Source organism: Agriterribacter sp. (assembly GCF_035444585.1).
In the GTDB taxonomy this organism is placed as follows: Bacteria; Bacteroidota; Bacteroidia; order Chitinophagales; family Chitinophagaceae; genus Agriterribacter.
Genome location: NZ_DAOMOZ010000019.1, coordinates 1 through 25,600 on the forward strand (window position 1 = coordinate 1; position 25,600 = coordinate 25,600).

At 44.6% G+C, this 25,600-nt stretch carries 24 protein-coding genes; 8 read left to right on the forward strand and 16 right to left on the reverse strand.

All coding sequences use genetic code 11. From position 1 onward, the window contains the following. The 8 genes from nuoG to PLH26_RS03580 form a co-directional block, all read right to left on the reverse strand. Window positions 1-1,283, reverse strand: a 1,283-nt coding sequence (gene nuoG / locus PLH26_RS03545) for an NADH-quinone oxidoreductase subunit NuoG (protein ID WP_324584607.1), incomplete at its 3' end; no start/stop codon positions are given. 11 nt (window positions 1,284-1,294) lie between these two features. Continuing rightward, a complete protein-coding gene (nuoF, locus tag PLH26_RS03550) occupies window positions 1,295-2,563 on the reverse strand; it encodes an NADH-quinone oxidoreductase subunit NuoF (protein WP_324584608.1) in 1,269 nt (422 codons plus the stop codon). Between the two features lie 14 nt (window positions 2,564-2,577). Beyond that, window positions 2,578-3,042, reverse strand: a complete 465-nt coding sequence (gene nuoE, locus PLH26_RS03555; protein ID WP_324584609.1) for an NADH-quinone oxidoreductase subunit NuoE — start codon at window positions 3,040-3,042, stop codon at window positions 2,578-2,580. A 284-nt stretch (window positions 3,043-3,326) separates the two neighbouring features. Beyond that, on the reverse strand, window positions 3,327-5,075 hold the full coding sequence (gene nuoC / locus PLH26_RS03560) for an NADH-quinone oxidoreductase subunit C/D (protein WP_324584610.1): 1,749 nt from the start codon (window positions 5,073-5,075) through the stop codon (window positions 3,327-3,329). Between the two features lie 35 nt (window positions 5,076-5,110). Further along, window positions 5,111-5,749 (reverse strand): NADH-quinone oxidoreductase subunit B, encoded by a 639-nt coding sequence (locus PLH26_RS03565; protein ID WP_324584611.1) that lies wholly within the window; start codon window positions 5,747-5,749, stop codon window positions 5,111-5,113. A gap of 9 nt (window positions 5,750-5,758) precedes the next feature. After that, window positions 5,759-6,175: an NADH-quinone oxidoreductase subunit A gene (locus PLH26_RS03570; RefSeq protein ID WP_324584612.1), complete on the reverse strand. Its 417-nt coding sequence runs from the start codon at window positions 6,173-6,175 to the stop codon at window positions 5,759-5,761. Window positions 6,176-6,363: 188 nt separating this feature from the next. Beyond that, window positions 6,364-6,795, reverse strand: coding sequence for a CBS domain-containing protein (locus PLH26_RS03575; protein ID WP_324584613.1), 432 nt, complete (start codon window positions 6,793-6,795; stop codon window positions 6,364-6,366). Between the two features lie 87 nt (window positions 6,796-6,882). Beyond that, window positions 6,883-8,253 (reverse strand): tryptophanase, encoded by a 1,371-nt coding sequence (locus PLH26_RS03580; protein WP_324584614.1) that lies wholly within the window; start codon window positions 8,251-8,253, stop codon window positions 6,883-6,885. A 289-nt stretch (window positions 8,254-8,542) separates the two neighbouring features. On the opposite strand from PLH26_RS03580, the gene typA reads away from it, so the two are divergent. Together typA and PLH26_RS03590 are read left to right on the forward strand one after the other, a co-directional pair. Continuing rightward, the gene (typA, locus tag PLH26_RS03585; protein ID WP_324584615.1) at window positions 8,543-10,354 is read left to right on the forward strand and encodes a translational GTPase TypA; all 1,812 of its coding nucleotides are present in this window, start codon (window positions 8,543-8,545) and stop codon (window positions 10,352-10,354) included. Window positions 10,355-10,976: 622 nt separating this feature from the next. Further along, window positions 10,977-11,705 carry a 6-phosphogluconolactonase gene (locus PLH26_RS03590; RefSeq protein ID WP_324584616.1) on the forward strand — a complete coding sequence of 243 codons (729 nt, stop codon included), beginning with the start codon at window positions 10,977-10,979 and terminating at the stop codon, window positions 11,703-11,705. A gap of 48 nt (window positions 11,706-11,753) precedes the next feature. On the opposite strand, the gene PLH26_RS03595 is transcribed toward PLH26_RS03590, so the two are convergent. The 3 genes from PLH26_RS03595 to PLH26_RS03605 form a co-directional block, all read right to left on the reverse strand. After that, window positions 11,754-12,167: a hypothetical protein gene (locus PLH26_RS03595; protein ID WP_324584617.1), complete on the reverse strand. Its 414-nt coding sequence runs from the start codon at window positions 12,165-12,167 to the stop codon at window positions 11,754-11,756. Between the two features lie 115 nt (window positions 12,168-12,282). Continuing rightward, the gene (locus PLH26_RS03600) at window positions 12,283-13,788 is read right to left on the reverse strand and encodes a M28 family peptidase (RefSeq protein ID WP_324584618.1); all 1,506 of its coding nucleotides are present in this window, start codon (window positions 13,786-13,788) and stop codon (window positions 12,283-12,285) included. 104 nt (window positions 13,789-13,892) lie between these two features. Next, a complete protein-coding gene (locus PLH26_RS03605; RefSeq protein WP_324584619.1) occupies window positions 13,893-14,018 on the reverse strand; it encodes a hypothetical protein in 126 nt (41 codons plus the stop codon). Between the two features lie 248 nt (window positions 14,019-14,266). Here PLH26_RS03605 and PLH26_RS03610 point away from each other — a divergent pair, with 248 nt between their 5' ends. Further along, window positions 14,267-14,722 (forward strand): nucleoside deaminase, encoded by a 456-nt coding sequence (locus tag PLH26_RS03610; protein ID WP_324584620.1) that lies wholly within the window; start codon window positions 14,267-14,269, stop codon window positions 14,720-14,722. A gap of 206 nt (window positions 14,723-14,928) precedes the next feature. Here PLH26_RS03610 and PLH26_RS03615 read toward each other — a convergent pair whose 3' ends face one another. The 5 genes from PLH26_RS03615 to PLH26_RS03635 all read right to left on the reverse strand — a co-directional run bounded on the left by PLH26_RS03615 (window position 14,929) and on the right by PLH26_RS03635 (window position 20,382). Beyond that, window positions 14,929-16,068, reverse strand: coding sequence for a TlpA family protein disulfide reductase (locus tag PLH26_RS03615; protein WP_324584621.1), 1,140 nt, complete (start codon window positions 16,066-16,068; stop codon window positions 14,929-14,931). A gap of 133 nt (window positions 16,069-16,201) precedes the next feature. After that, entirely contained in the window at window positions 16,202-17,218 is a 1,017-nt protein-coding gene (locus tag PLH26_RS03620; RefSeq protein WP_324584622.1) for a PDZ domain-containing protein, read from the reverse strand. A 134-nt stretch (window positions 17,219-17,352) separates the two neighbouring features. Continuing rightward, window positions 17,353-17,886: a hypothetical protein gene (locus PLH26_RS03625; RefSeq protein ID WP_324584623.1), complete on the reverse strand. Its 534-nt coding sequence runs from the start codon at window positions 17,884-17,886 to the stop codon at window positions 17,353-17,355. 108 nt (window positions 17,887-17,994) lie between these two features. Further along, window positions 17,995-19,368, reverse strand: coding sequence for an aldehyde dehydrogenase family protein (locus tag PLH26_RS03630; RefSeq protein WP_324584624.1), 1,374 nt, complete (start codon window positions 19,366-19,368; stop codon window positions 17,995-17,997). A gap of 24 nt (window positions 19,369-19,392) precedes the next feature. Further along, window positions 19,393-20,382 (reverse strand): potassium channel beta subunit family protein, encoded by a 990-nt coding sequence (locus PLH26_RS03635; RefSeq protein WP_324584625.1) that lies wholly within the window; start codon window positions 20,380-20,382, stop codon window positions 19,393-19,395. Window positions 20,383-20,568: 186 nt separating this feature from the next. On the opposite strand from PLH26_RS03635, the gene PLH26_RS03640 reads away from it, so the two are divergent. From PLH26_RS03640 to porG, 5 genes are all read left to right on the forward strand, one after another. Then, entirely contained in the window at window positions 20,569-21,348 is a 780-nt protein-coding gene (locus PLH26_RS03640) for an alpha/beta fold hydrolase (protein WP_324584626.1), read from the forward strand. A gap of 35 nt (window positions 21,349-21,383) precedes the next feature. After that, window positions 21,384-22,043, forward strand: coding sequence for a CBS domain-containing protein (locus tag PLH26_RS03645; RefSeq protein ID WP_324584627.1), 660 nt, complete (start codon window positions 21,384-21,386; stop codon window positions 22,041-22,043). A 164-nt stretch (window positions 22,044-22,207) separates the two neighbouring features. Next, window positions 22,208-23,575, forward strand: a complete 1,368-nt coding sequence (locus PLH26_RS03650) for a POTRA domain-containing protein (protein ID WP_324584628.1) — start codon at window positions 22,208-22,210, stop codon at window positions 23,573-23,575. 14 nt (window positions 23,576-23,589) lie between these two features. Beyond that, the gene (locus tag PLH26_RS03655; RefSeq protein ID WP_324584629.1) at window positions 23,590-24,465 is read left to right on the forward strand and encodes an NAD kinase; all 876 of its coding nucleotides are present in this window, start codon (window positions 23,590-23,592) and stop codon (window positions 24,463-24,465) included. A gap of 168 nt (window positions 24,466-24,633) precedes the next feature. Beyond that, a complete protein-coding gene (porG, locus tag PLH26_RS03660) occupies window positions 24,634-25,488 on the forward strand; it encodes a type IX secretion system protein PorG (protein ID WP_324584630.1) in 855 nt (284 codons plus the stop codon). Window positions 25,489-25,600 lie beyond the last annotated feature (112 nt).

The window sequence follows — 25,600 nt, forward strand, 5'->3', positions numbered from 1 at the left end:
AGGAACCCTTTTTCTTCCTGCACCAGTTCCCTCACCGCCGCATCATGCCAGCCCGGCAGGGAGCTTTGTTGTGTGGCCCGGGTAGCTGCCGTTTTCATCACAGACTGCCGTACTGCAAGGGCCATAACGGGAGCCGTGTTCCAGATATCTTCACCCAATACCAGCACTGCATCGGCCGATTCTATTTCTTTCAGAGAAGCACTGTGAACATTACCCCGTTGCAGCAGCTCAACCATCCGCCCTTCCAGGTATGCCGTATCATCGCTTACGCCCTGGTAAAAATTTTCCTTCCCCACCAGTTGCATGAGCGCAAAATTGCTTTCCATTGAAGCCCGCGGTGAACCAATACCGATTACAGGATGAAGGGTAATGAGGTTCTTTAAATGCTCCATCAGGATCTTTTCATCCACAGCTTCAACCGGGCGTGTACGGATAAGCGGCTCTGTTATCCTGTTTACGCTATTAACGAATTCATAGCCATATCTGCCTTTATCGCAGAGGAAATAGCCATTCACATCATTGTTGTACCGGTTCACGATACAACGCAACTGGCCATACCGTTCACCGGCTATAATATTACATCCCAGGCTGCAATGATGACAAACAGAAGGAGCAGTTGTGAGGTCCCATTTACGGGTATAATGTTTTTTGAGCGTTTTATCGGTAAATACGCCCGTAGGACATACTTCGGCAAGGTTGCCGCTGAAAGGGCTTTGCAATACCCCGTCTTTTTCTCTCCCAAAATAAACATGATTGTGCGCACCAAATACATTCAGGTCATCGCCTCCCGCATAATCGCGGTAAAACCTTACGCAGCGGTAGCATTGTATGCAGCGGTTCATTTCATGATGGATGAGTGGCCCCAGGTACTGGTTGGTGTATGTACGCTTTTTAAATTGGAAACGCCTGTAGTCATGGCCGGTCATTACCGTCATATCCTGCAGGTGACAACTGCCGCCTTCATCGCAAACCGGGCAATCGTGCGGATGATTGGTCATGAGCCATTCAATAACCTGCTCTCTGAAAGCTTTGGCCGTGCTGTCGGCAACAGACATACGTAAGCCGTCTTTCACGCCTTCCATGCAGCTCATTACTATTTTTCCATTGGCATCTGTTTCATCTTTGAATACTTTTACGGCGCATTGCCTGCATGCACCCACGCTTCCCATGGCCGGGTGCCAGCAAAAATAGGGAAGGTCAAAGCCAAGGCTCAGGCTGGTTTCCAGCAGGTTCTTCCCTGCTTTTATTTCATATGGCTTGTTGTCAATATAAATGGTTGGCATAAAGTCCTGATTTAATATGGACATTTTTGTTCCCTGATATGCCTGTCAAAATCTTCCCTGAAATATTTTATAGCACTTTGTAGTGGTTCCATAGCCCCCGGCGCCAGTGCACAAAACGTATTGCCCGGTCCGAGCAATTGGGTATGCATCTGCAACAGATCTATATCTTCCTGCTTCCCATCTCCTTTTTCAATAGACAGCAATATTTTCTCTACCCAGGGCAGGCCCTCCCTGCATGGCGTGCACCAGCCGCAGCTTTCCTGTGCAAAAAAATGCTGCAGGTTATGAACAAATCCAACCGGGCAGGTAGCATCGTCCATTACCACCATGGTGCCTGTGCCCAAACGGCTTCCTGCTGCCGCAACCGATTTAAAATCCATTTTTATGTCTAAATGTTGCTCCGTTAAAAAGTCGGTAGAAGCGCCTCCCGGCAGCACTCCTTTTAAATGGTAACCCTTTTTCATTCCGCCTGCATGTTCGATCAGTTCCCGCATGGTTACGCCCATGGGCAATTCCCATGCTCCCGGATTGTTTACCTTGCCGCTAACACCATATATTTTAGTTCCGCTATCCTCGCTATAGCTCAGGCTCCGGAACCACTCAGCACCATTGTTTACGATATGCGGAACACAGCAAAGGGTCTCTACATTATTAACAATGGTGGGCTTTCCAAACAACCCGCTCACCTGTGGAAAGGGTGGCTTCGCCCTGGGTGTAGCCCGTTTGCCTTCCAGTGCGTTCAGCAAAGCGGTTTCTTCACCGCACATATACCTTCCCGCGCCGGTATGCAGGTGCATGTGGAGATTAAATCCGGACCCCAGGATGTTCTGCCCCAGCCAGCCGGCCTGGTATGCCTCATGAATAGATTGTTCCAGTACCCCGGCCGCTTTTTTGTATGCCCAGCGCAAAAAGATATAAGAGATATCTGCCTGGATGGCATAAGCGGCAATGATCATTCCTTCAAGCAGCTGGTGAGGGTTGCCCTCCAGCAATAAACGGTCTTTGAAAGTTCCCGGCTCCATTTCATCTGCATTGGCGATAAGATATTTCGGCCGCGGCGCATCTTCCCCCATGGGAACAAAGCTCCATTTCATACCCGTATTAAATCCTGCTCCGCCACGTCCTTTGAGATTGCTTTTCTGCACCAGTTGCTGCACTTCCTGCGGCGTGTTGTTTTTTAACACCTGCTGTAAGGCGGTATAGCCACCGGTGGAGGTATATTCCTTAAGACTGAGCGGCTGCCGTCCGGCATGTATATTTTTGGTGAGCGGACGTTCCATTTATAAAAGTTTGATCAGGTATATTTCAACAATATATCATCCAGTGTTTCAATATCAATATCTGTATACAATTCCCCGTTAATGATCAGTGCCGGTGCATGATCGCAGCAACCCAGGCATGCATTGGGCAGCAGGGTAAACCGCTGATCAGCCGTAGTTTCTCCAAATTTTATTTTTAGTTTCTGTTGCAATGCTTCATAAATTTTCTTATATCCCATTACGTAACAAGAAATGCTGTCGCAAAGCAAAATAACATGCCGCCCTACCGGTTTGCGAAAAATAAGGTTATAAAAGGTAGCTATGCTGTCTACTTCGGCAGCACTCATTTCAAGGCATTGTGCAATATCACTCACGCTCTCATCATTGATCCAGCCGCGATGCTGCTGCACAATTTTCAATGCTTCAATTACTGCCGCTTTTTTATAAGGCAGCTTAGCCGCTTCGTGATCAATACCCTTTATTTCTTCTTTCGAAAGCATATTTGCGTTTGCCGGTAAGTAAATACGATTTACGACTACCGGTTATTTAAATGAATCAGCTCCCTGGCTTTTTTATTTTTTCCGTATTGGCATTTTCATCACTTCCGTTTCTTTTTACTTTTTCTCTTGAAAGAAAAAGTAAAAAAAAGTTCAAGCACGGATGAGGATATAACACATCCGTACACGCGCCTTGATTTAACTTTCATGCTACTGTAGCTTCAGCTATTTATCCCTGATGAATATGCAAAGAGCTTGAACTATTGTTACTTTATTTTCTTCAATTGCTACCGGTCAATGTCCGCCAGCACAAAATCAACACTCCCCAATATCGAAAGCAGGTCGGCAACCGTGTATCCTTTACTGATATAAGGCACCATCTGCATATGCGGAAAGGAGGGCGTTCTGATCCTCACCCGGTACGGGGCGGTGCTTCCATCGCTGATCAAATAATAGCTGTTGGCCCCTTTGGTGGCTTCGATACAACTCATTGCTTCGCCGGGAGGGATTACAGGTCCCCAGCTCACGTTCAAAAAATGGGTGATCAGTGTTTCAATGTCCTGCATCGTATGCTTCTTCAATGGCGGAGTGGTAAGCGGATGGTCTGCCTTATAGCTGCCTTCAGGCATATTGTTGAGGCATTGCTCTACGATGCGCAGGCTTTGCCGCATTTCTTCCACCCGCACAACCGACCGGTCATAACAGTCGCCGTTATGCGCGATGGGAATATCAAAGTCGAACAGCTCATAACCAGAGTATGGTCTTTTTTTCCTGAAATCCCATTCAAAGCCGCAGGCTCTCAAACCTGCGCCGGTTACGCCCCATTCAATGGCTTCATCCAACGTATATACCCCAATGCCCTTTGTTCGGGCCCGGAAGATGCTGTTGCGCATCACCATGTTATTGTACTCTTTTAACTGCCGGGGAAAATGATTAACAAATGAACGTACCAGGGGTTCCCATCCTTTGGGAAGATCCTGCGATACGCCGCCAATGCGGAACCAGTTGGGATGCATGCGGCCGCCGCAGATGGCCTCAATGATATCGAAAATCTTTTCGCGGTCGGTGAACATATAAAATACCGGCGACAACTGGCCCACATCCTGGGCAAAAGTGCCAAACCATACCAGGTGGCTGGCAATGCGGAACAATTCGCACAGCATTACTCTTATCACTTTTACCCTTTCGGGCACTTCAATACCAGCCAGCTTTTCTACAGCCAGCAGGTAAGCCAGGTTGTTCATAACGCCGCCCAGGTAATCTACCCGGTCTGTATATGGTATATAGGTATGCCAGCTTTGTCGTTCACCCATCTTTTCGGCGCCCCGGTGGTGGAAGCCGATTTCGGGAACTGCATCCACAATATCTTCGCCATCAAGCTGTAAAATGATCCGTAGCACACCATGTGTACCGGGGTGCTGGGGACCGATATTGAGGAACATGAAATCCGCATCGTCGCTTTCGCGTTGCATGCCCCATTCTTCGGGTTTAAAGCGCAATGCTTCCTGTTCGGTATCCTGCTTTTCATCCCACAACTGGTAGGGCCCCAGTTCTGTTGCCCTGGCGGGATGTTCTTTGCGGAGCGGATACCCCTTCCAGGTAAGCGGCATCAGGATCCGCTGCAGGTGAGGATGCCCTTCAAAACGGATACCAAACATATCGTACACTTCCCTTTCGTACCAGTTGGCATTTTTAAAAACAGCAGTAATGGAAGGAAGCGTGGGATACCCGCCCTGCAAAGCCACTTTAAGACGGATAAAATGGTTCTGGCGGTATGAAAACAAGTGATAAACAACCGTAAAGTCTGAAGGCGGGGTGTTTGTTTTTTTTGTTTTGTTGCGTTCATCAATGCCGCTCAGATCATACAGGAATGAGAAAGACTGCGCAGGGTCGGATTTGAGGTATTGTATTACAGGTATGATCTTTTCCTTAGGTACCCAAACTGTGGGTATCTCATCAACGGTAATTTGCTGTTGAAACGTATCATTGCTGAAACGCTCCTGCAGATGCTGCAATATGGCATTCGCAAGCTGCATACAGTTTGTGATTTATTCCTGTTGTACAATTCCTGCTACACTTCATCCACTCCTTTGTATTGTACGTTGCTCATCCTTTCTTCTCTTTTCCGCTCTTTCATGGAAGCAGGTTGCGGTTTAATAATTCCTTGCTCTCCGATCACCCAGCTTAACGGCCGTCTTTCTTTTCCTACTGCATCAGCAAGCAATATAAGTCCCTGCATAAAAGCATCGGGCCTGGGCGGGCAGCCCGGCACGTATACATCAACCGGTAAAAATTTATCTACGCCCTGTACCACGCTGTAGATATCGTACATGCCCCCGCTGTTGGCACAACTGCCCATAGAGATCACCCACCGCGGTTCCATCATTTGTTCGTGCAACCGTTTAATAATGGGGACCATTTTTATAAATACCGTTCCGGCAATCACCATTACATCCGCTTCGCGTGGTGTACCGCGGATCACTTCGGCGCCAAAACGGGCTACATCGTATTTGCTGGTAATACTGGTTGCCATTTCTACAAAACAGCAACTCAGTCCAAAATGGAAAGGCCATATCGAATTTTTGCGGCCCCATGCTACCAGGTCCTGCAATGAAGTGAGCATAATGCTTTTGCTTACAGCTTCTTCCATCGTTCCCGAACCGGAAACATTGCCTGTTGTATCGCCTGCTTTACTTACCCACCATTTCATTATTGCCGTTTAATTTTTTTGATGCATTGCTTTTAATAGTTTCCTTCCATTGAGCCCAATATCCAAAGCCCCTGTTCCCCATTCATAGATCAATACCACCACCAGTTGGGTAACAAATATGGAAGCCCCGATATAGCCCGGCCACCCCAGTTCGTAAAAGCCCAGTGCCCATAACATGAGAAATACCGCTTCAATATCAAAGATCACGAACAGCATGGCCACCAAATAAAACTGTGCTGAAAAACGAAGCCTGGCAGAGCCGGTTTGTTCAATACCGCCTTCATAAGGTTTGCCGGTTGCCCTCTCGTTATGATGCTGACCCAATACATAAGATAAGGTGAGGATAGTGCCCAGCAACAGGATGACTATCCCTGCATACAGTAGCAAAGGCCATAACGGTATAGTATATGTTGCATTCTCCGGCATACACGCTGCCTATTCATTAATGAGAAATATCACAGGGGCTCAGCTCTTGCACAAGGGAAGGATAAGAATGTGTTCAAAAATTTTATATCGCTTTTTCTCCACCATCCGGCTATTTACCGGAACGGGGAAAAACGTTATAAAAGATGCAATAAAATTTGGGAATACGTCCCATAACAAACCCAATGCCTTTAACTGGAAATATACTGCTCAAGGTTTTCAATGATAAAATCTTTCTGATTCATAATGTAATTCACCAGATCACCGATAGATATCAATCCGACCAATTTTCCATTTTCGAGCACAGGCAAATGGCGAATGAACTTCTGGCTCATCAGCTTCATGCAATCACCAATTTCTACATCAGGAGTAACATACACTGGTCTTTCCGTCATGATATGCCGGACCAGCGTTTCTTTTGAGGAGCGCCCTTTTAATATGACTTTGCGGGCATAATCGCGTTCTGTAAATATTCCGTTGAGCTTACCGTCATCTTCCACTACTACAAGTGATCCGAGATTGTTTTCTTCAAGGATCTCCAGTGCTTCATACACCGAACTATCAGGACACACAGTGTACACCATGTTCCCTTTTAACTGCAGGATATTTCTTACGGTATCCATGGCACTAAATTTAAAGAACCAATTGTTCTGTTAAATTAAATCTTTTTATTAGAACATGCAAGCATTTGAGATCTGAATTTTCAGATATTATGCGGGTTCAAACCGGGCTGTAAAATGCCGCAGATAAGGGGTTTCATATATAATTTTATACCCGGTTATATTTTCTCTCTGTTTAAAAACGTCTATAATTACTTCTGTTGTGTAATCAATATGGCTTTGGGTATATACGCGGCGGGGAATAGCCAAACGCACCAGCTCCATACCCGCAGGTATAAGATTTCCGTCTTTCCCGTATTTCCCAAACATTACCGATCCTATTTCCACACCCCGTATACCGCCTGCTGTATACAGTGCGCCGCACAGCGCCTGCCCGGGATACTGATCCGGCGAAGTATGCGGTAAAAATGCTTTGGCATCTAAATATACGGCATGTCCGCCCGTGGGTTTTATATAAGGCACCCCTGCCGCGTCTAATTTTTCGCCTATATATTCAATGCTGCGGATACGGTATTTCAGATACGGCTCCTCCATCACTTCATTTAATCCGATGGCAATTGCTTCAAGGTCGCGGCCGGCCAATCCACCATAGGTAGGGAATCCTTCCGTAATGATGAGCATATTGCGGCATTGCATGGCTAACGCTTCATCATGCATGGCTAAAAAACCGCCTATATTAGCGAGCGCATCTTTTTTAGCGCTCATGGTGCATCCGTCGGCACAGGAAAAAAGCTCCTGTGCAATTTCGAGTATGGATTTGTTTGCGTATCCCGGCTCCCTCGTCTTAATAAAATAACAATTCTCTGCAAAACGGCAGGCATCAATGAACAGCGGTATGTGATATTTATTACAAACCCGTTTTGCCGCCCGGATATTTTCCATGCTCACCGGCTGCCCGCCGCCCGAATTGTTGGTAATGGTGATAATGACCAATGGAATGTGCCGGGCTCCTTTTGTTGTAATAAATTGTTCCAGTGCGTCTACATCTATATTGCCCTTAAAAGGCGCCGGAACGGAGGGCAGCTTCCCTTCCGCACACAAAAGATCAATGCCTTCTGCGCCTGAAAATTCAATATTGGCCCGGGTCGTATCAAAAAGGGTATTGCTCACTATATATTTTCCTTTACCTCCTGTGATGCTGAAGATAATTTTTTCTGCAGCCCTCCCCTGGTGTGTGGGTATTATATAAGGCATGCCGGTTATGTTGCGCACCGCTGCTTCAAACCTGAAAAAGCTTTCACTGCCTGCATAACTTTCATCGCCCCGCATTATACCGCCCCATTGTTCACTGCTCATGGCGCTGGTACCGCTGTCGGTAAGCAAATCAATCATTACGTCTTTTGCCTGTATCAGGAATGGATTATAAAAAGCTTTCCGGAGTATGTTCTCTCTTTGTTGAGAAGTGGTAAAATAAACAGGTTCAACCGATTTTATCTTAAATGGTTCAATTATGGTATGCATAAACAAATCAATTTTAATAAAATGAAAAGTGAGATGGCAGATCAGGGGAAAGGAAAAAACAGGGAGATAATACCTTAAGTGGGATTTTTAATGATATTCTTCCATATAGCCATTTGCAGCGCGATAATTTGAACACTAAAGTAACAATAATTAAGCGCCTAAACCTTGTGCTCCCGCGGATTTGTTGTAACTTTGCACCCTCAAAAAAACAGCCATCTGGCTTTAGGTGTCTCATACAGCCTTAAATGGGCGTTGCTGATTTCCAAAGGCTGAGTTAAAGAATTAAAACATGCAGATAAGAAACATCGCCATCATCGCCCACGTTGACCATGGTAAAACCACCCTGGTTGATAGAATTTTACATCAAACCAATGTATTCCGCGCTAACCAGGAAAGCGGCGAGCTGATCATGGACAGCAACGACCTGGAAAGGGAGCGGGGCATCACCATTTTTAGTAAGAACGCTTCTGTAATCTATAAAGGTGTAAAGATCAATGTAATAGATACTCCCGGTCACTCCGATTTTGGTGGTGAGGTAGAAAGGGTATTGAAGATGGCCGATGGGGTATTGTTGCTGGTAGATGCTTTTGAAGGTCCTATGCCGCAAACCCGTTTTGTACTGCAGAAAGCACTGCAGCTGAACCTTAAGCCTATAGTGATCATCAATAAGGTAGACAAAGCAAACTGCCGCCCCGATGAAGTGCACGATGCGGTATTTGAGTTGTTTTTTAACCTGGATGCCACCGAAGAGCAACTGGATTTTCCTACTTTTTACGGATCGGGCAAAAACGGCTGGTTCAATGATTCACTTACACCTTCCGAGGATATTACCCCTCTGCTGGATGGCATTTTAAAGTATGTGCCCGAACCTGAGGCAAATGAAGGTCCGTTGCAGATGCAGATCACTTCACTGGATTATTCCTCTTTCCTGGGACGCATAGCTGTGGGTAAGGTAACCCGTGGCAGTATAAAGGAAGGTCAGCCTTTTGCATTGGTACAGGCGGATAGCTCCGTCAAAAAATCAAGGGTAAAGGAATTATATGTATTTGAATCGCTGGGCAAGAAAAAAGTTACCGAAGTAACAGCCGGTGATATCTGCGCAGTTGTGGGGCTTGAAGATTTTAATATCGGCGATACCATTGCCGATGCGGAGAATCCGGAAGGATTGCCTGTGATCAGCGTGGATGAGCCTACCATGAACATGCTGTTCAGCATCAACAACTCCCCCTTCTTTGGCAAGGATGGAAAATTTGTTACCAGCAGGCACCTGCGCGACAGGCTGATGAAGGAAACAGAGAAGAACCTGGCACTCAAAGTGGTGGATAATGACAATGGCGACAGCTTTATGGTATATGGCCGTGGTATACTGCATTTAGGCATATTAATAGAAACCATGCGCCGGGAAGGATATGAGCTAACGGTAGGTCAGCCGCAGGTAATTGTAAAAACGATTGATGGTAAAAAATGCGAGCCATACGAAACGTTGGTAGTAGATGTTCCCGAAGAATTTGCCAGCAAGGCCATTGACCTGGTATCGCGCCGCAAAGGTGAGATGCTGGTAATGGAAACCAAGGGCAACATGCAGCATCTTGAATTTGACATTCCGTCACGCGGTTTGATAGGATTGCGTACCCAACTGTTAACCGCTACCACCGGGGAAGCTGTAATGGCGCACCGCTTCAGCGAATATAAGCCGTGGAAAGGAGCTATCCCGGGAAGGAATAACGGGGTATTGCTTTCCAAAAACCAGGACAAAACAACCGGGTATTCCATTGATAAACTGCAGGATCGCGGAACCTTTTTTGTAGATCCGGGTGAAGATGTATACGCAGGGCAGATCATTGCAGAACACATAAAGCCGGGCGACCTGGTGGTAAATGCCACCGAAGGTAAGAAGCTTACCAACCACCGTGCCAGCGGCAGCGACGATGCCACCCGCATAGCGCCTAAAACCCTGATGTCGCTGGAAGAATGCATGGAATATATCCAGCACGACGAATGTATTGAGGTTACGCCAAACCATATCCGTATGCGCAAAGTGATACTGGACGAAGAGGAACGTAAAAAGCAATCCAAAAAGTTGAGCGTACAGGAGGCGTAAAAGCAGTGATGACTTTTTTCAAGGCCGGTCCGGAGGATCGGCCTTTTTTATAGCTGTATTTTGCGGGACAGAGACCCGGAAGAACATAGGGGATATGAAGTCCGGGCTGACCTGAAAGGTCAGCTCCCCAGGGAGACTTTATAGAGCAGAGGTAATAATCTATAATATAGCGTTGTGTTCCTAATACTGTTGGTGTATGCATTCTAAAATTCCATATTTGGAGATTATATTCCCCAAAAAGTGCATTATATGGCGATTATGTTCTCCGGAGATTTATATCTCCCCTCATAAAAACGCAATACACCATCGGAAAGCATCGGCTTTTACCAGATCCGTTTTTTGCGGGACACAGTCCCGGGAGAACATAGTAATACGAAGTTGGAAACTTCGCACCGCCGGTTAAGGAGCGGTCTGACCCTCCTTTGTCGGGTACCGACCGTTCCTGCATTGACCCTGAAAGGGTCGAATGTTTCTAACCGCATGACGGGATAGTGTACGATCCTGAAGGGATCGAACAGCAGGAACGATCTGACCCTCTTTCCACGGGTACCGACCGCTATGTCTTTGAGCCTCCTATGTTTGTTTTTTTATTTTCACTATATCCTGAATACCTTTACGGGATATGCAGCTTATTGTTTTTAAAGATCACCATGACTTGTCGCAGCAGGCAGCGGAAGAAATTATTGAACTGGTGAAACGCAAGCCCGGTGCCGTATTGTGCCTGGCTTCGGGAAGCACGCCATTGCTTACCTGCGAATTGCTTGTGCAAAAAGCAAGAGCAGAAAATATTGATCTTTCATCCTGCACCTTCATCGGGTTAGATGAATGGGTGGGCATCCCTCCCGAAAATGAAGGAAGCTGCGCTTATTTTTTCCACAACCAGGTTTTTAAGCATTTGAATTTCTCTTCTTCCCATATTTATTTATTCAATGCTTTATCTGATAGCCCCCAACAGGAATGCAAAGAAATGGATAATGTAATTTTTGAGAATGGCGGTATTGACCTGATGCTTGTTGGGGTTGGAATGAACGGTCATATAGGATTTAATGAGCCGGGCATATCATTTGATCTTTATGCGCATGTGGCGGAGCTGGATGAAACCACCACGTCGGTTGGTCAAAAATATTTCAAAGAAGCTACTGAGCTGCACCAGGGGATTACGCTCGGGCTAAAGCACCTGCTGGAAAGTAAAAAAGTATTGCTTCTTGCCAATGGCAGTAAAAAAGCTGCAGTTATACAAAAAGCGCTTGAAGGCGAAATAACCAACCGCTTACCTGCAAGTATTATACGCCGTCACCCCAACAGCACGGTAATGATTGATGAAGAAGCGGCAGCTATGCTTAAACGTTAGGGAATGTCTTATATAGTAATCGGGGAAACGGGATCATCGATTAAACCCTTATTTCTTCAGGTGACCTCTCTTATAAGCCTGCAATTCCCGTGCATCGGGTATTGCCCGCACCAGGTAAATCAGTATAAAAATTTTGATGATAATACTGCCGCCCAGGTACGTAGGTTTAAGCGCAGCTGAAACAATAGAAATTACGATGAAGAGGAATAATGCCGATAAAATAGAAGGGTATGGATTTCTTTTGGCCAAAAAAGCCAATATACCAAAAACAAAGACTTCAATCAGTGTAAGTACAGTAACGGCCCATGAAAAATGATTGCTGGCCAGTATAGATATGATTTCACCTGCAATGATCAGGCATAGTGTGTCTAAAACAGTATTCCTCGTTTTATTTTCATCCATTTTCCAGCGGGGCTCAAGTTGCCCCAAGAGGGAAGAGGGCGGGTTGTTTCGCTTTCCCATTCATTTTTGAAACAAAATAAAGCAAAAACGTAAAACTCCCAAAGGAATAGTCATTTGTTTTAACACAATTATTTACAGATTGTATTTATTTACATGTATTTTAGGGTCTTTAAACTTATCTTGTTCCCCCATCCAGCGGGATATCGCGCTTCAGCATGTCGTTGCGATTGGCCATGTTCCAGGCCGTAAAAAATATGAGCTTTGCCCTTTTTAGCATCAGGGCGTAATTGATCTTATCGGGCGTATCGGTTGGCTTGTGATAATCGGGGTGCAATCCACTGAAATAAAATATAACCGGTACCCCGCGTTTAGCAAAATTATAATGGTCGCTGCGGTAATAGATCCTTTCCGGGTCGCGGGGGTCATTGTATTTATAATCCAGCTCCAGTTTGCTATACTTTTTATTGACCGCCTCGCTGATGGGTTTTAAGTCGGAGCTCAGTTTATCATCACCAATAACATAAATATAATTGGAAGAGTCTCCGTATGTACGACTGGGATCTATCCGTCCTATCATATCAATATTCAAATTCACCGTAGTTTTATCCAAAGGCAGGGCAGGGTGCGATGAATAGTAATCGGAGCCCCATAAACCCTTTTCCTCGCCGCTCACGGTCATAAACAAAATGCTTCTGCGGGGGCCCTTACCCGCCGCTTTTGCTCTCGAAAATGCTTTAGCCAGTTCCAATATGGTTACTGTACCCGAGCCATCGTCATCGGCGCCATACCAGATAACACCATTTTTTGTTCCCAGGTGGTCGTAATGGGCGGTGAGTACCACATACTCATCCTTCAGGTCTGTTCCTTCCAAAATGCCCAGCACATTGCTGCTTTGCAATGCAATGGTTGTTTTACTGAAGCCGAGTGCTATATTGGCTTTGTACACCTGTGGTATAAAGTCAGGAGCTTGTGATGCTGCTTTCTGAGCAGCATATCCCCGTCCTACGATTTTTTCTGCCAGTTTTTCACTGATGTTAAATGTATTGATACGCTGGGTTTTGGGGTAGCGGTTCACATACATATTCCCTTCGTTGTTTACAGGGGCAATGGTTTTACTGACCACCAAAAGAGCAGTGGCTCCATTTTTCATAGCGGCATTTTGTTGCGTAAAACTGCTAAAGCCTTTCCGGCTGCCAGCGGGAATATTTTCAGACCAGACCATCACTAATTTTCCCTTTACATCCAGCCCTTTATAATCATCATGGGTTGAATCGCTTATCCCGTTCCCCGCAAAAACAACCTCCGAAAAGCGGTAGGCCGCGGGATGATTTGCAGTAAGATCAACCGAAAAATCCTCACCTGCTGTAAATGCCGTGTCATTTACCGATAAGGAGAGGTTTTTTAAAGAGTCTACATATACGGGAAAATACATCTGATAGTCATTGTTGTTTCCCGGAGCAAGGCCAAGTGTTTTGAATTCGTTTTGAATATAGGCTGCAGCTTTTCTCTGACCCTCTGTGGCCGTTTCGCGGCCTTCCATTTCAGCACCGGCAATAATGTATAAATGCCTTTGCATGTTTTCAATGGTGATGCTTTTTGCAAAAGGTTTGGGATTGGTTTTGCGTTGGGCCTGAGCCGGCAGGGCGGGTAAAACAAAAAGCAGCAATACCAGTTTTTTCATAATGGGTCTTTTAAAAGAAATAAACCCAAACATAACGGAAAATTACATTTGGGCATACAGTTGTTATGATAAATGGTAAACAAGCATGTTAATTTACATACAAGCTATTTACCTGCTCTTTTCGCGTGGCGTCCGCCATCAAATGCTGTTTTGATAAATTTCCATATCATTTCCGTGGCAAGTTCCACCGACCCCTTTGAATCTGTTCCAAAATCATGGGGCTGTCTCAAAAGTTATGTTTTGCCGCTAAGACCCGCCTGAACCGGACGGGGGCACGCACTAAAACACGAATAAAATAAAATCTGAAGATCACCCATACATAACATTACCTGTGAAAGAATGCAGGCGCAAAAATAAGCAAAGCGCCGCATACCGGTGCGTGTAAAAATTTAAGGAGCAGAACTACCCGGATCGCGGTAAGGGTTATCGTTATTGCTTACTCCGGTTTTGATTTGGAATTGTTATAATTTCGGCTTCTATGCAGAGCGATATACATTTTATGCAGCAGGCATTGAAGGAAGCTAAAAAAGCCTTTGAAGAAGAAGAAATCCCTGTGGGTGCTATTGTAGTAATGAACAATACCATTATCGGGCGTGGATATAACCAGGTTGAAAAATTAAACGATCCCACTGCGCATGCAGAAATGATCGCCCTTACTTCGGCATTCAATTATATGGGAAGCAAATATTTGCCCGAAGCCAGCATTTACATTACAGTGGAGCCCTGCCTGATGTGCGCAGGCGCATTATACTGGAGCAAGATAGGCAGAATTGTTTTTGGCGCTGCTGATGAAAAGAACGGAAGCATCAGCCGGCCTCCATTCAGCACACAACCCCCGCTATCGCCCTTTCATCCCAAAACCGTTGTGCAAAAAGGTATCCTGCAGGAAGAATGTGCACAATTGATGAAATTTTTTTTTAAGAACAGGAGATGAAGGTTTGGAAATAACAAGAACCAAATAACAAAATGGCGGGCATCAATAAAATCTCAAATCCGAAGCAAAAATCAAAAGCTTAACAGAGGGTAGTCAGCAGCCGGCTCTGAGCCAAGATCGTGTGGTGGTGAAAGGCTGACCAATGACCGGGTGATTGCTGGTTGCCACAGGCAGGCATACCCGGTGCCCTGTAACATCTCCCCAATCTACTCCTGCGCCACATTCAGTACCGCCGCAAGCTCTTTCTCCAGCGCGCCTCCTCTTAAATTCATGGCAATAATTTTTCCTTCGGGGTCTAACAACACGTTGAAAGGAATTCCTTCAATATTATACAAAGGCACTACCATACTTTCCCATTCCTTTAAATCGCTTACATGCTGCCAGGTTAGCCCGTCTTTATGAATGGCATTTAACCATGCTGCTTTATCCTTATCAAGGGACACTCCAAGAACAGTAAAATTTTTATCTTTATAGGCGTTGAACGCAGCCACCACAGCCGGATTTTCCTTTCTGCACGGTGCACACCAACTGGCCCAAAAATCTACCAGCGTATATTTTCCCCTGTAGGATTGCAGAGAAACCGTTTGTCCTGCGGTATCCGGCAAACTAAATACAGGGGCGGCCTTCCCAACAGCAGGCATAGCCATTTGCTTTGTAAGAAATGTATTATAGGCTTCGCTGACCTTTTTTACTTCCTCATTGTCTTTAAAACGTCCGGATAGCCTTGTGATAAGCGGTTTCATTATGGCCGGATCTGTTTGTTTTTGCTGCAGGATGCCCAGGGCATATAAGGCTACTGCCGGGGCCTTTGCCGTATCTGTATAATGCAACAGATATTCCTGTGCTTCTTCTGCTTTTTTTTGTGCAGCCCGGCTCCATATATTTTTTATGCTGTCTGTTTCGCTGCGTATGCTGTTGCTGTTTAGCGTATCAATGGCGGTCAGGTAATTGTTGAAGGTAACAAGCAGGTTTTTAAGGGATGAAGAACCCGGGGAAGATGCGGAATAGTCCGAAAAATCATTCCAGTTGGCAGCTATATCAATAACCTGTTCGTCATTGCTGAACAGTATATACCTGCCATCCGCATCAAATTTCACACTGTAAATACCTTGTACATCTGCAAGTATTTCGAAGCTGCAACTGTCGTTCCCCGCATTCACTGTTGCAGTATCCAGCACAACGGCCGGCAACCCATAGGCTTTCCCGATAAGCGATACCACCTGTTTTTGCGGGCTGTTCCGGATGGCAACCTTCACCTGGGTAAGCTCCTGTTTGGGATTGCAGGCAGTAAAAACAAAAAGGATCACCAATAAGCTAAACAATGGGGACGGGGAACTGTGTTTCATATCATAAAATCATTCGCCCGCAAAGATATTCAACATTCGGCAGTATAAAAAAGAGGCTGTCTCAAAAGGCCGGTCTTAGTGGTAAAATATAACTTTTGAGACAGCTCCCGAATAGATCATGGACGTTTGTTTGCTACAGATCGGTGGTTTTTAATTTCTTTGGGATCTTTATATCAATGTCTACCGTTTTATTATTGCGCAAAACCTTAACGGGATAAGACGTTTTGTCTTTGATATCAGCCATTTTTTTTCTGGCATCATCTGTGGTTTTTATTTCGGTGCCATCAATGGAGGTGATGATATCATCTTTTTTTATGCCTGACTTTTCAGCAGCAGACGCGTCATCTACATCCAGTACCTTTACGCCATTTCCTTCTTCGATATCCTGTATGCGAATGCCAAGCCGGGGTTCATTGTTAAACAGCTCCCAACCGTCCTGCCAGTTCTGTGGTCCGCGGAATTTAAACTCCCTGATCATGTCGTCATTGAAAGAAGGCGCATAATGGAATGTTCGCGCAGACGATTTATGTTTACCTAAGGTTACCTTAACTTTCTTTTGTTTGTTGTCACGGAGGTATTGGATCTGTACCTCATCTCCGGGTTTCAAATCGCCAATGGCATCCGACAGGGAAGACGGGTCTGTAATATCCCTGTCGCCGGCTTTGGTTATGATGTCGCCTTTGGCCAAGCCGGCTTTTGCTGCGGGACTATCATCCACCACCTGGTTGATCTTAGCACCCTTCTCATCTTTTTCGGTATATACGCCAAGCATAGCCCGCGGCTCTGTGTTGATCATTGCATCTCCGCCCGAAAAACCCCATGCACGGGGCGGCGTTGGTGGAAAGGGTGTCCGGGGTGCCCTGAAATCCGTGCCCCGGTCTTGCCCCCCGGGAGAAATAAAACGATCTCTTTTCCTGATAGTTACATCATCGTCTTTGAAATCTGCTAATGGTTCGCCGTTCACCGTTATATTGTCTCCATCTATAACAATAGTCATTTTCTCATCATTTTCGCCCTTTTTTTTGATGATGATCTCTTCCTGTTTTTGCTTTTTATTTTTGGCATCCTGTGCGTTAGCCGAAACAGTACTCAGCATGAAGGCACATGCCAGCGCTGCAAACACAAAACTTTTAAAGAATGCTGTTTTCATACCATTTGATTTTAATTACGAAAGTATTAGTAGTTCAAATGTAAACCATTTCTCTGAAATACGAAAGATTTCGGAAATGTTAAAATTAACATCCCGGATGCAAAGCAGTGAAGGGCAGGCGATGTAACCCGGTATTAAGGTTTACCGGTAAAATGTTCCAGTTTGGCGATATATTCTTTTCCTCTTTTATAAGCAAGATAATCTGCACCGGATAACAGCAGCGACTGGATAATGAATACCAGGCCTATGCCCACCCAAAATGCGGAGCCTTTGGGTTGCACATTTACAAAAAACAGCCGGTTTGCCCAGATCAGTACTATTCCAACAACAAGCAAAACAAATTCCAGCGCTAAAAAAATGGTTATGCTTTTTATGGCTTTTTCCATCCGCGGAAATTCTTCGGACTTCAGTTTACCCGGATTCATATCATACGCATACACCGTATCAATACGCTGCTTATCGCTTCGGGCATATATGGTGTAACCTATGCCTGCCTGCAGGGCGCCCAGTATGATCAATGGCCAGGCGGCGCCTTTGTATATGGGGGATTTCAAAAAAGTAAAAAAAACAACAGCTATCAAAACGGCTGCGATGCCCAGGATCAGGAACAACAGGCCTGCACTTTTTTCGGCAATAAAATATTGCTCAATATCTGCTTTGGTGAGCATATAATATTTTTAAGATCAATAAAAAAGATGATTGCAGGTATTGAATTTTAAATAAGCCCTCCTCCGGATTCCGTCTCCAAATTAATGAATCGGCACTCAATATCCGGTTTATCGCAGTATCATTTTTATCATTTTTAATTTGCCCCTGAAGGAAGGATATTTTATTGAAAGATCAAACCAGGCAGGGGACTTTAATACTGCTTTCGGTCTTGTAAACAGCTTAAAACTGTATTCCCCGTGATAGCTTCCCATGCCGCTGTTGCCCAGGCCTCCAAAAGGAAGTGCCGGATTAGAGAAATGCACAAGCGTATTGTTGATACATCCGCCGCCAAAAGGAACGGTGCTGATCCAGCGCTGCTCTTTCTTGCTGCTTGCTGTAAAAAGATAAAGCGCCAGCGGGTCAGGATTGATCGCGATAACTGATAAAGCCTCTTCCATAGTTTCAAAAGGAATAACAGGTAAAACAGGACCGAATATCTCCTCTTTCATCAAATCCGATTCTAATGATACGCCGTCCATGATGGTAGGCTCTAAAAACAGGGCGTCTGCTTTGTATTTGCCACCGGCAACAATGTTACCCTGCCTCAGGTAATTTATTAGTGTATCGAATCGCTTCCTGTTTATGATCTTCCCATAATCGTAGCTGTTAACGGGGTCATCTCCATAAAAGTTTTTGATGGCTTTGGTCAAAGCTTTCAGCAGTCGTTCTTTAACGGATGCGTGTACCAGCACATAGTCGGGAGCGATGCATACCTGTCCCGAATTGGTATATTTTCCTACCGCAATACGCTTTGCTGCAATGTCAATATCGGCATCTGCTTCCACTATAGCAGGGTTTTTACCGCCAAGTTCCAGCGTAACCGGAACAAGCTTCTGCGCAGCCAATGCATAAATGGCCCCGCCCACTCCCGGGCTGCCTGTAAAAAATATATGATCGAAACGAAACGATTGCATCATTTCAGTTACTACCTCGGCGCCGGCTCCCTGTGCCACGTATACATATTCGGGCGGGAAGATGGCCGTAATGATTTTTTGAAGGAGGACTGCTGTAGCGGGGGCAAGCTCCGAAGGTTTTATAACCACGCAGTTCCCTCCGGCGATGGCTCCTGCTGCCGCCATCAGCGCAAGCTGTAACGGGAAATTCCAGGGAGCAATGACCAACACAACCCCAAGCGGATCGCGGTAAATGGTACTGGATGATGCAAAGTTGAAAAGATTGGTTGCAACAGGTTGGGGTTTCATCCACTGCCGCAAATTTTTAAGCATTATTCTGATCTCGGCAAGCATGAGCCCCAACTCTGTTAAGTAAGCTTCTTCCCTGCTCTTTTTCAGGTCAGCATACAGCGCCTTGTATATTTCTTCTTCGTGCTGTAAGAGCGCCTGTCTTAATTTTTTTAACTGTTGTTTTCGGAAAGCATATGAACGCGTAGCTCCGCTGTTGTAAAAGGCACGTATACTTTGCAAAACTACGGTAGAAGCCATGTAGAAGGGTTTAATGCTGCAATGTTAGGCCAAATCCAGTTTCGGTTTATTCTGTAATATCTTTTCGATCTTTTCAATTGTTTCAGGTGTAAGTTTTTTAACTACGTCAAGCGCTTTTAAGTTTTCCTCAAGCTGCTGTTTTTTTGTTGCACCCAGTATGGTTGTGGTAACGTTGGGGTTATGGATCGTCCAGGCAATGGCAAGAGCCGGTAATGATACATCCAGCTTTTTTGCGAGATCGCCCAGCTTTTTTACTTTTTTAATTTTATCATCCTGTATCCATCTTTCTTTCAGCCAGTCAAAGCCTTCAATAGACAGCCTTGATCCCGCGGGAACACCGTCATTGTATTTGCCTGTTAAAAATCCCGCCGCCAGCGGGCTCCATATAGTAGTGCCCATACCAGCATTCTGGAAAACAGGTAAATAATCCTGTTCCATTTTAAAACGTTCAAACATATTATACTGGGGCTGTTCCACTGCCGGGCCAATGAGCTTATATTGCCCGGCCACACGGTGTGCTTCCATGATTTCGGCGCCGCTCCACTGGCTGGTGCCCCAGTACAGGATTTTTCCCTGCTGAATCAAATGGTTCATTGTCCATACAACTTCTTCAATAGGAACGGTAGTATCGGGCCGGTGGCAAAAATACAGATCAAGATAATCAACCTGCAACCGCTGCAGGGCTTCATTGCATGCTTCAACCAAATGCTTGCGGCTTAACCCCGTTTGATTGGGCTTGTTGTTTTTCCCTCTCCAGCCAAAATAAGCTTTGGATGAGATGATGTATGAGCTGCGATCCCAGTTTTTTCTTTTGAGCACCCTGCCCATCAGCTTTTCACTTTCACCCAAAGCATATACTTCCGCATTATCAAAAAAATTAATTCCATTGTCATATGCAATGCCCATCAGCTCATCTGCCATGCCATCATCAACCTGCTTATGAAAAGTAACCCAACTGCCATAAGAAACAACGCTCAACTGCAGACCCGTATGTCCCATTTTACGATAATCCATGCTTAAAAAATTAATAATCAATACTATAAAACAGTAGCTCAAATTTAGGTGTTTCTTGTATACTATGCATGCTGCCGGTACCGGAGATAACCGTTTATTTCAAAGAATTTTCCTTTTCTTTGTAAGGAACGGTGCTGTATATGGAGCAAAAAAATTATTTTAGCAATTAATTGAGGTATGAACAGGATGAGTTACGAAATTAAACAAGATGGCAAATTCAAATATGTTGAGGAAGGCAGCGGCGAAACACTGATTTTACTGCATGGCCTTTTTGGGGCGCTGAGTAATTTTGGAGACCTTATTGAATATTTCCGCCGCCAGTATAAAGTGGTAGTACCTATGCTTCCATTGCTGGAACTTGATCTGCTGCATACATCTGTGGGCGGGATCGAAAAGTTCGTTCATAAATTCATAGAACACAAATCTTACACAAATATTCATCTTTTGGGTAATTCCCTGGGCGGGCATGTAGCGTTGCTTTATGTTTTGAAGCACCCCGAAAACATTAAGTCACTTATACTTACGGGTAGCTCAGGGCTGTTTGAAAGCGGGATGGGAGATACTTATCCCAAACGGGGCGATTATGAATACATCAGGACCAAAACAGAGCTCACTTTTTATGACCCCAAAATGGCCACTAAAGAATTGGTGGATGAAGTATTTGAAATTACATCCAACCGGTTAAAGGTGATTAAAATCATTGCATTGGCTAAAAGTGCTATACGCAATAACCTTGGCGAAGAATTGAATGAGATTAAGCAACCCACCTTGCTGGTTTGGGGAAACAACGATACCATTACGCCCCCTTTTGTGGGCAAGGAATTTAACCGCCTTATTCCAAACAGTGAATTGCATTTTATTGACAAATGCGGGCATGCTCCCATGATGGAGGTTCCCGATGAGTTTAACAAAATTTTGCACCAGTTTCTCACAAAATTGAACGAACCTGCAGCGGTAACCAGTTAATTTACATCTATACTGTATAAGAAAATTCACTTCTTATGTTTGCAGGAGAGCTTATATCGCGGAATATTCCCACTTTGCATTTGGATGACAATGCGGGCAAGGCGTTGCAGGAAATGAACGATTTTCATGTGTGTCATTTGCCTGTTGCAGATGAAGATAAATATCTGGGCCTGATAAGCGAAGATGATTTGCTGGACAATGATGAAAACGTTACGATAGAAAGCCTGAAAGGAGTTTTTATTGCGCCTTTTGTGCTGGAAAATGATTTTTTTTTACTGGCTGTAAAGCGTGCAAAAGACTTTCATTTATCCGTGGTGCCTGTAATAACCGAACAGTATGAGTTATTGGGCGCTATCGGCGAAGACGACCTGTTCAGGCAACTGGCTTTTTTTGCCGGTATTGATGAGCAGGGCGGTGTTATTATCCTTGAAATGGAAAAGAATGATTTTTCGGCGGGAGAATTAAACAGGCTGATAGAGTCGAACGATGCTTACATTACACAGCTCAATAGTTTTTTCAATACAACCTCACAACTCCTTACCATTACCCTCCGCATCAATAAAGCCGAGATATCGGATATCGTAGCAACGCTGCAACGTCATGAATACAATATAAAATATTATTATGGCGAAGAGCTGTACCAGAACGAGTTACAGAATAATTTTGCTCATCTGATGAATTATCTTAATATTTAATTCAGAAGTAACTATTATACAACTTATAATTCAGGAGTAGTGCTGTGTTGGTTCGGTTTCAGTTCTTTGGTCACCAAAAACAATATACTTCAATAGAGCGGATGAGGGAACTGTATAAATACGTGTTATTGTGTGGGATAATGCTTGTTTTTTTTCATTGTGCAATGGCTCAGGAAACGGAAGAAACACCGCATGAAGACGACAACGTACTGAAGTCATCGTTTCTTACCATACGGGATATCATTATTACGGGCAATAGAGTTACCAAATCCTATATTATTGCAAGGGAGATACCAATGAAGAAAAACAGCCGGTATTCCATTTCAGATATACTCAAAAACCTTCCCCGCTCAAAGCAAAATTTAATCAATACCGGGCTGTTTATTGATGTTACGGTTGACTTTTCCAATTGGTTCAACGATTCCATGGATATTGTTGTTGATGTAAAGGAAAGATGGTATTATTTTCCTGTTCCCTATTTTAAGCCTGTAGACCGTAATTTTAACGTTTGGATCAATGAGTATAACGCCAGCCTGGCCAGGGTAAACTACGGCATCAAGCTCATCGGTAACAATGTAAGCGGCCGGAACGACAAGTTGAACATATGGCTCATAACCGGTTACTCGAAGCAGGTGCTGCTGAACTATACTGCGCCCTATTTTGATAATTCATTGAAAAGCGGCATGAGCGTTGACTTCCAGTTCTCCCAGAACAAAGAGCTTAATTACATTACGGAAAACAACAAGCAGATATTTTACAAAGATGAAAGCCGGTTCATAACCGAGAAACTGCGGGTGGGGGTTGGCTACAGCTATCGTACGGGCTATATCAGAAGGCACAATGTAAAGCTGAGCTACAATGTTAATAAGATCAATGACTCCGTATTGAACCTTAATCCCGAATATTTTGGAAATGATATTAAGGAAGTAAAATACCCCGAGCTGAATTATCAATATCAGTATTTCAACGTTAATTATATTCCTTTTCCGTTAAAAGGATTTCAATGGGAGTTTTCTTTTATGAAGAGGGGTGTTACCAGAGACATGAACCTGTGGGAGCTTTCCGCAAAAGCAGGCAAATACTGGGAATTGTTTCCCAAATATTATTTTTCGGTGCAGGGTGTAGCTACCGTAAAACTTCCTTTTGAACAGCCTTATTTTAACCGGCAAATGATGGGATATGGCGATATGTTTATGCGGGGGCTGGAATATTATGTGGTAGACGGGGTTGCCGGGGGAATGTCTAAAATAACATTGAGAAGAGAGATCTGGAGCCCCAAATTGAGAACCGGGTTAAAATCCAGGTCGTACGGGGTCATTCCGTTCAAATTTTACCTGAAAACGTATGGTGACCTGGGTTATGTGTACAGTAAAAAAATGTTGAGTGCCAACCCGCTCAATAACCGTTTATTGTACACCGGTGGCGTGGGATTGGATATGCTGTCTATTTATGATCTTACTCTTTTTCTGGAATATAGCTTTAACCAGTTAGGTGAAAACGGCTTATTTTTACAGGCCCGTCTTGGTTTTTAGAAAATACTATACTGATGAAAATCGCAATATACAGCCGTGGTGGTGAAACAGTCAGGCAGGAAGACCTCATGCTGCTTTTAAATGAACTGGAGAAGCAAAATATCTCATGTTATATACAACACGATTTTTTTGAACAGATCAAACATCTTTTTCAATCCGGCCAATACCCCACGTTTATTGATGCAGGCGATCTGGATGATGGGTTTGAGTGTGTTATAAGTATGGGAGGGGACGGCACTTTACTGGACACATTAACTTTTATAAGAGATAGTAATATTCCTGTGCTGGGCATTAATTTCGGGCGACTGGGGTTTTTGGCTACTATTGGTAAGCATGAGCTCGCCGATACCGTAGCCGCTTTGGTTAACCACACCTATGTTGTAGACAGGCGAAGCCTTATTCACCTCGATGCCAGCATACCTCTTTTTGGCAAAACGCCTTATGCCCTCAATGAATTTGCCATCCACAAAAGAGATACTTCATCCATGATCAGGATCCATACCTATCTCAATGGTGAATTTCTGAACACTTATTGGGCCGACGGGATAATCGTATCCACGCCTACCGGGTCAACAGGGTACTCGTTGAGCTGTAACGGACCCATATTGTTCCCCGAATCCGGGAGCTTTATCATAACGCCTGTAGCTCCTCATAATCTTAATGTCAGGCCTATAGTGATCCCCGACGACAGCATTGTTTCTTTTGAAATAGAAGGCAGAACAGACCAGTTTATATGTGCGCTGGATTCGCGCCGCGAAATTGTGAATAAAGAGATACAGCTGGCTGTTAAAAAAGAGTCATTTACGATAGGGCTGCTGCGATTGAGCGAAAACAGCTATTTGCAAACGCTCAGGGGGAAGCTGTCGTGGGGCCTCGACAAAAGAAACTGAGCCTGATTTCTATTAAGATTTCATTAAAATCAATCGCAATATCATTGACATTCGCTACTAATCCTGTATTTTGCATTGCTTAATGTGATGGTGTGATACGATGTTCAGGCGTTATTAAGTTGTTTCAACTTTAGCAATGAGTGTTTTGTAAAAACAAACTTTGTATTGATGAAGAAGTTATTCGTGTCGGTTTTCTGTATAGCCTTTTTTTCATCTTCCATGGCACAGGTAGATGGTGTTGTACAGGAAGGTGAAATTGGTGTTACCGTAGGCGCCGCACATTATTTTGGCGATATCAATACCAATGCGTCGCTTAATCGCCCAAAGCCTGCACTGGGTGTTTTTTTTCGTAAGCAGTTTGGAGAGTATATCGCATTACGCCTTGGACTGCATTATGCGCAAATAGGCTATTCCGATATTTACAGCAAGAACGATTATCAGAAAAGAAGGAACCTCAGCTTTAACAGCAACCTTTGGGAAGCCACCATCCAGGGCGATTTTAACTTCATGCGATTTATTCCGGGTGAGCCTTTCCTGAATTTTACGCCGTATGTTACGCTGGGTGTGGGCGCTTTTAACTATGATCCATACGCCTATTTACAGGGTAAAAAATATTTTTTACGTACGTTGGGCACCGAGGGCCAGGGCTCATCCCTGTATCCCGCACGTAAACCCTATAGTGCAGTAGCTTTTTGCATGCCGCTGGGGATGGGCTTTAAATACAATATCAACCCCAATATCAATTTCTCTTTTGAAGTGGCTTACCGGTTTACCACTTCCGATTATATAGATGATGTGAGCACTTATTACTACCCCGATGCATTTGCAACTACCCTGCCTGATGGTTCACCTACTCCGTGGTATTTATTGCAGGATCGTTCTTATGAAACCGGGGATGGCATAAGGATAGGCACAAAAGGCCGCCAGAGAGGGTTCAGGAATCAAACAGATGCATATGTAATAGCAGAAGTGGGGCTTGCATTTACGCTTACCTCGTACAGGTGCCCTACGGCTAAACCGTAAACCCACCGGGAGTCGTTTCCATTCCGCTTTAAATTGCCGGTCAGTGGTCTTTGCTGGTCTATGTATTCCCTTCTTCAGTGCAGCCAGTAAGTTATTCCCTTTATTAACCTCT

Coding starts and splice junctions, on each gene's coding strand:
- nuoF (WP_324584608.1), bottom strand. CDS start 2,563: ATGGAACGTCCGCTCACCAAAAATATACATGCCGGACGGCAGCCGCTC.
- PLH26_RS03645 (WP_324584627.1), top strand. CDS start 21,384: ATGTTTGCAGGAGAGCTTATATCGCGGAATATTCCCACTTTGCATTTG.
- nuoC (WP_324584610.1), bottom strand. CDS start 5,075: ATGCAGCTTGCGAATGCCATATTGCAGCATCTGCAGGAGCGTTTCAGC.
- PLH26_RS03655 (WP_324584629.1), top strand. CDS start 23,590: ATGAAAATCGCAATATACAGCCGTGGTGGTGAAACAGTCAGGCAGGAA.
- PLH26_RS03620 (WP_324584622.1), bottom strand. CDS start 17,218: ATGAAAACAGCATTCTTTAAAAGTTTTGTGTTTGCAGCGCTGGCATGT.
- porG (WP_324584630.1), top strand. CDS start 24,634: ATGAAGAAGTTATTCGTGTCGGTTTTCTGTATAGCCTTTTTTTCATCT.
- PLH26_RS03640 (WP_324584626.1), top strand. CDS start 20,569: ATGAGTTACGAAATTAAACAAGATGGCAAATTCAAATATGTTGAGGAA.
- PLH26_RS03625 (WP_324584623.1), bottom strand. CDS start 17,886: ATGCTCACCAAAGCAGATATTGAGCAATATTTTATTGCCGAAAAAAGT.
- PLH26_RS03595 (WP_324584617.1), bottom strand. CDS start 12,167: ATGGGAAAGCGAAACAACCCGCCCTCTTCCCTCTTGGGGCAACTTGAG.
- PLH26_RS03635 (WP_324584625.1), bottom strand. CDS start 20,382: ATGGATTATCGTAAAATGGGACATACGGGTCTGCAGTTGAGCGTTGTT.
- nuoE (WP_324584609.1), bottom strand. CDS start 3,042: ATGCTTTCGAAAGAAGAAATAAAGGGTATTGATCACGAAGCGGCTAAG.
- PLH26_RS03570 (WP_324584612.1), bottom strand. CDS start 6,175: ATGCCGGAGAATGCAACATATACTATACCGTTATGGCCTTTGCTACTG.
- typA (WP_324584615.1), top strand. CDS start 8,543: ATGCAGATAAGAAACATCGCCATCATCGCCCACGTTGACCATGGTAAA.
- PLH26_RS03590 (WP_324584616.1), top strand. CDS start 10,977: ATGCAGCTTATTGTTTTTAAAGATCACCATGACTTGTCGCAGCAGGCA.
- PLH26_RS03610 (WP_324584620.1), top strand. CDS start 14,267: ATGCAGAGCGATATACATTTTATGCAGCAGGCATTGAAGGAAGCTAAA.
- PLH26_RS03580 (WP_324584614.1), bottom strand. CDS start 8,253: ATGCATACCATAATTGAACCATTTAAGATAAAATCGGTTGAACCTGTT.
- PLH26_RS03615 (WP_324584621.1), bottom strand. CDS start 16,068: ATGAAACACAGTTCCCCGTCCCCATTGTTTAGCTTATTGGTGATCCTT.
- PLH26_RS03630 (WP_324584624.1), bottom strand. CDS start 19,368: ATGGCTTCTACCGTAGTTTTGCAAAGTATACGTGCCTTTTACAACAGC.
- PLH26_RS03600 (WP_324584618.1), bottom strand. CDS start 13,788: ATGAAAAAACTGGTATTGCTGCTTTTTGTTTTACCCGCCCTGCCGGCT.
- PLH26_RS03565 (WP_324584611.1), bottom strand. CDS start 5,749: ATGAAATGGTGGGTAAGTAAAGCAGGCGATACAACAGGCAATGTTTCC.
- PLH26_RS03575 (WP_324584613.1), bottom strand. CDS start 6,795: ATGGATACCGTAAGAAATATCCTGCAGTTAAAAGGGAACATGGTGTAC.
- PLH26_RS03650 (WP_324584628.1), top strand. CDS start 22,208: ATGGCTCAGGAAACGGAAGAAACACCGCATGAAGACGACAACGTACTG.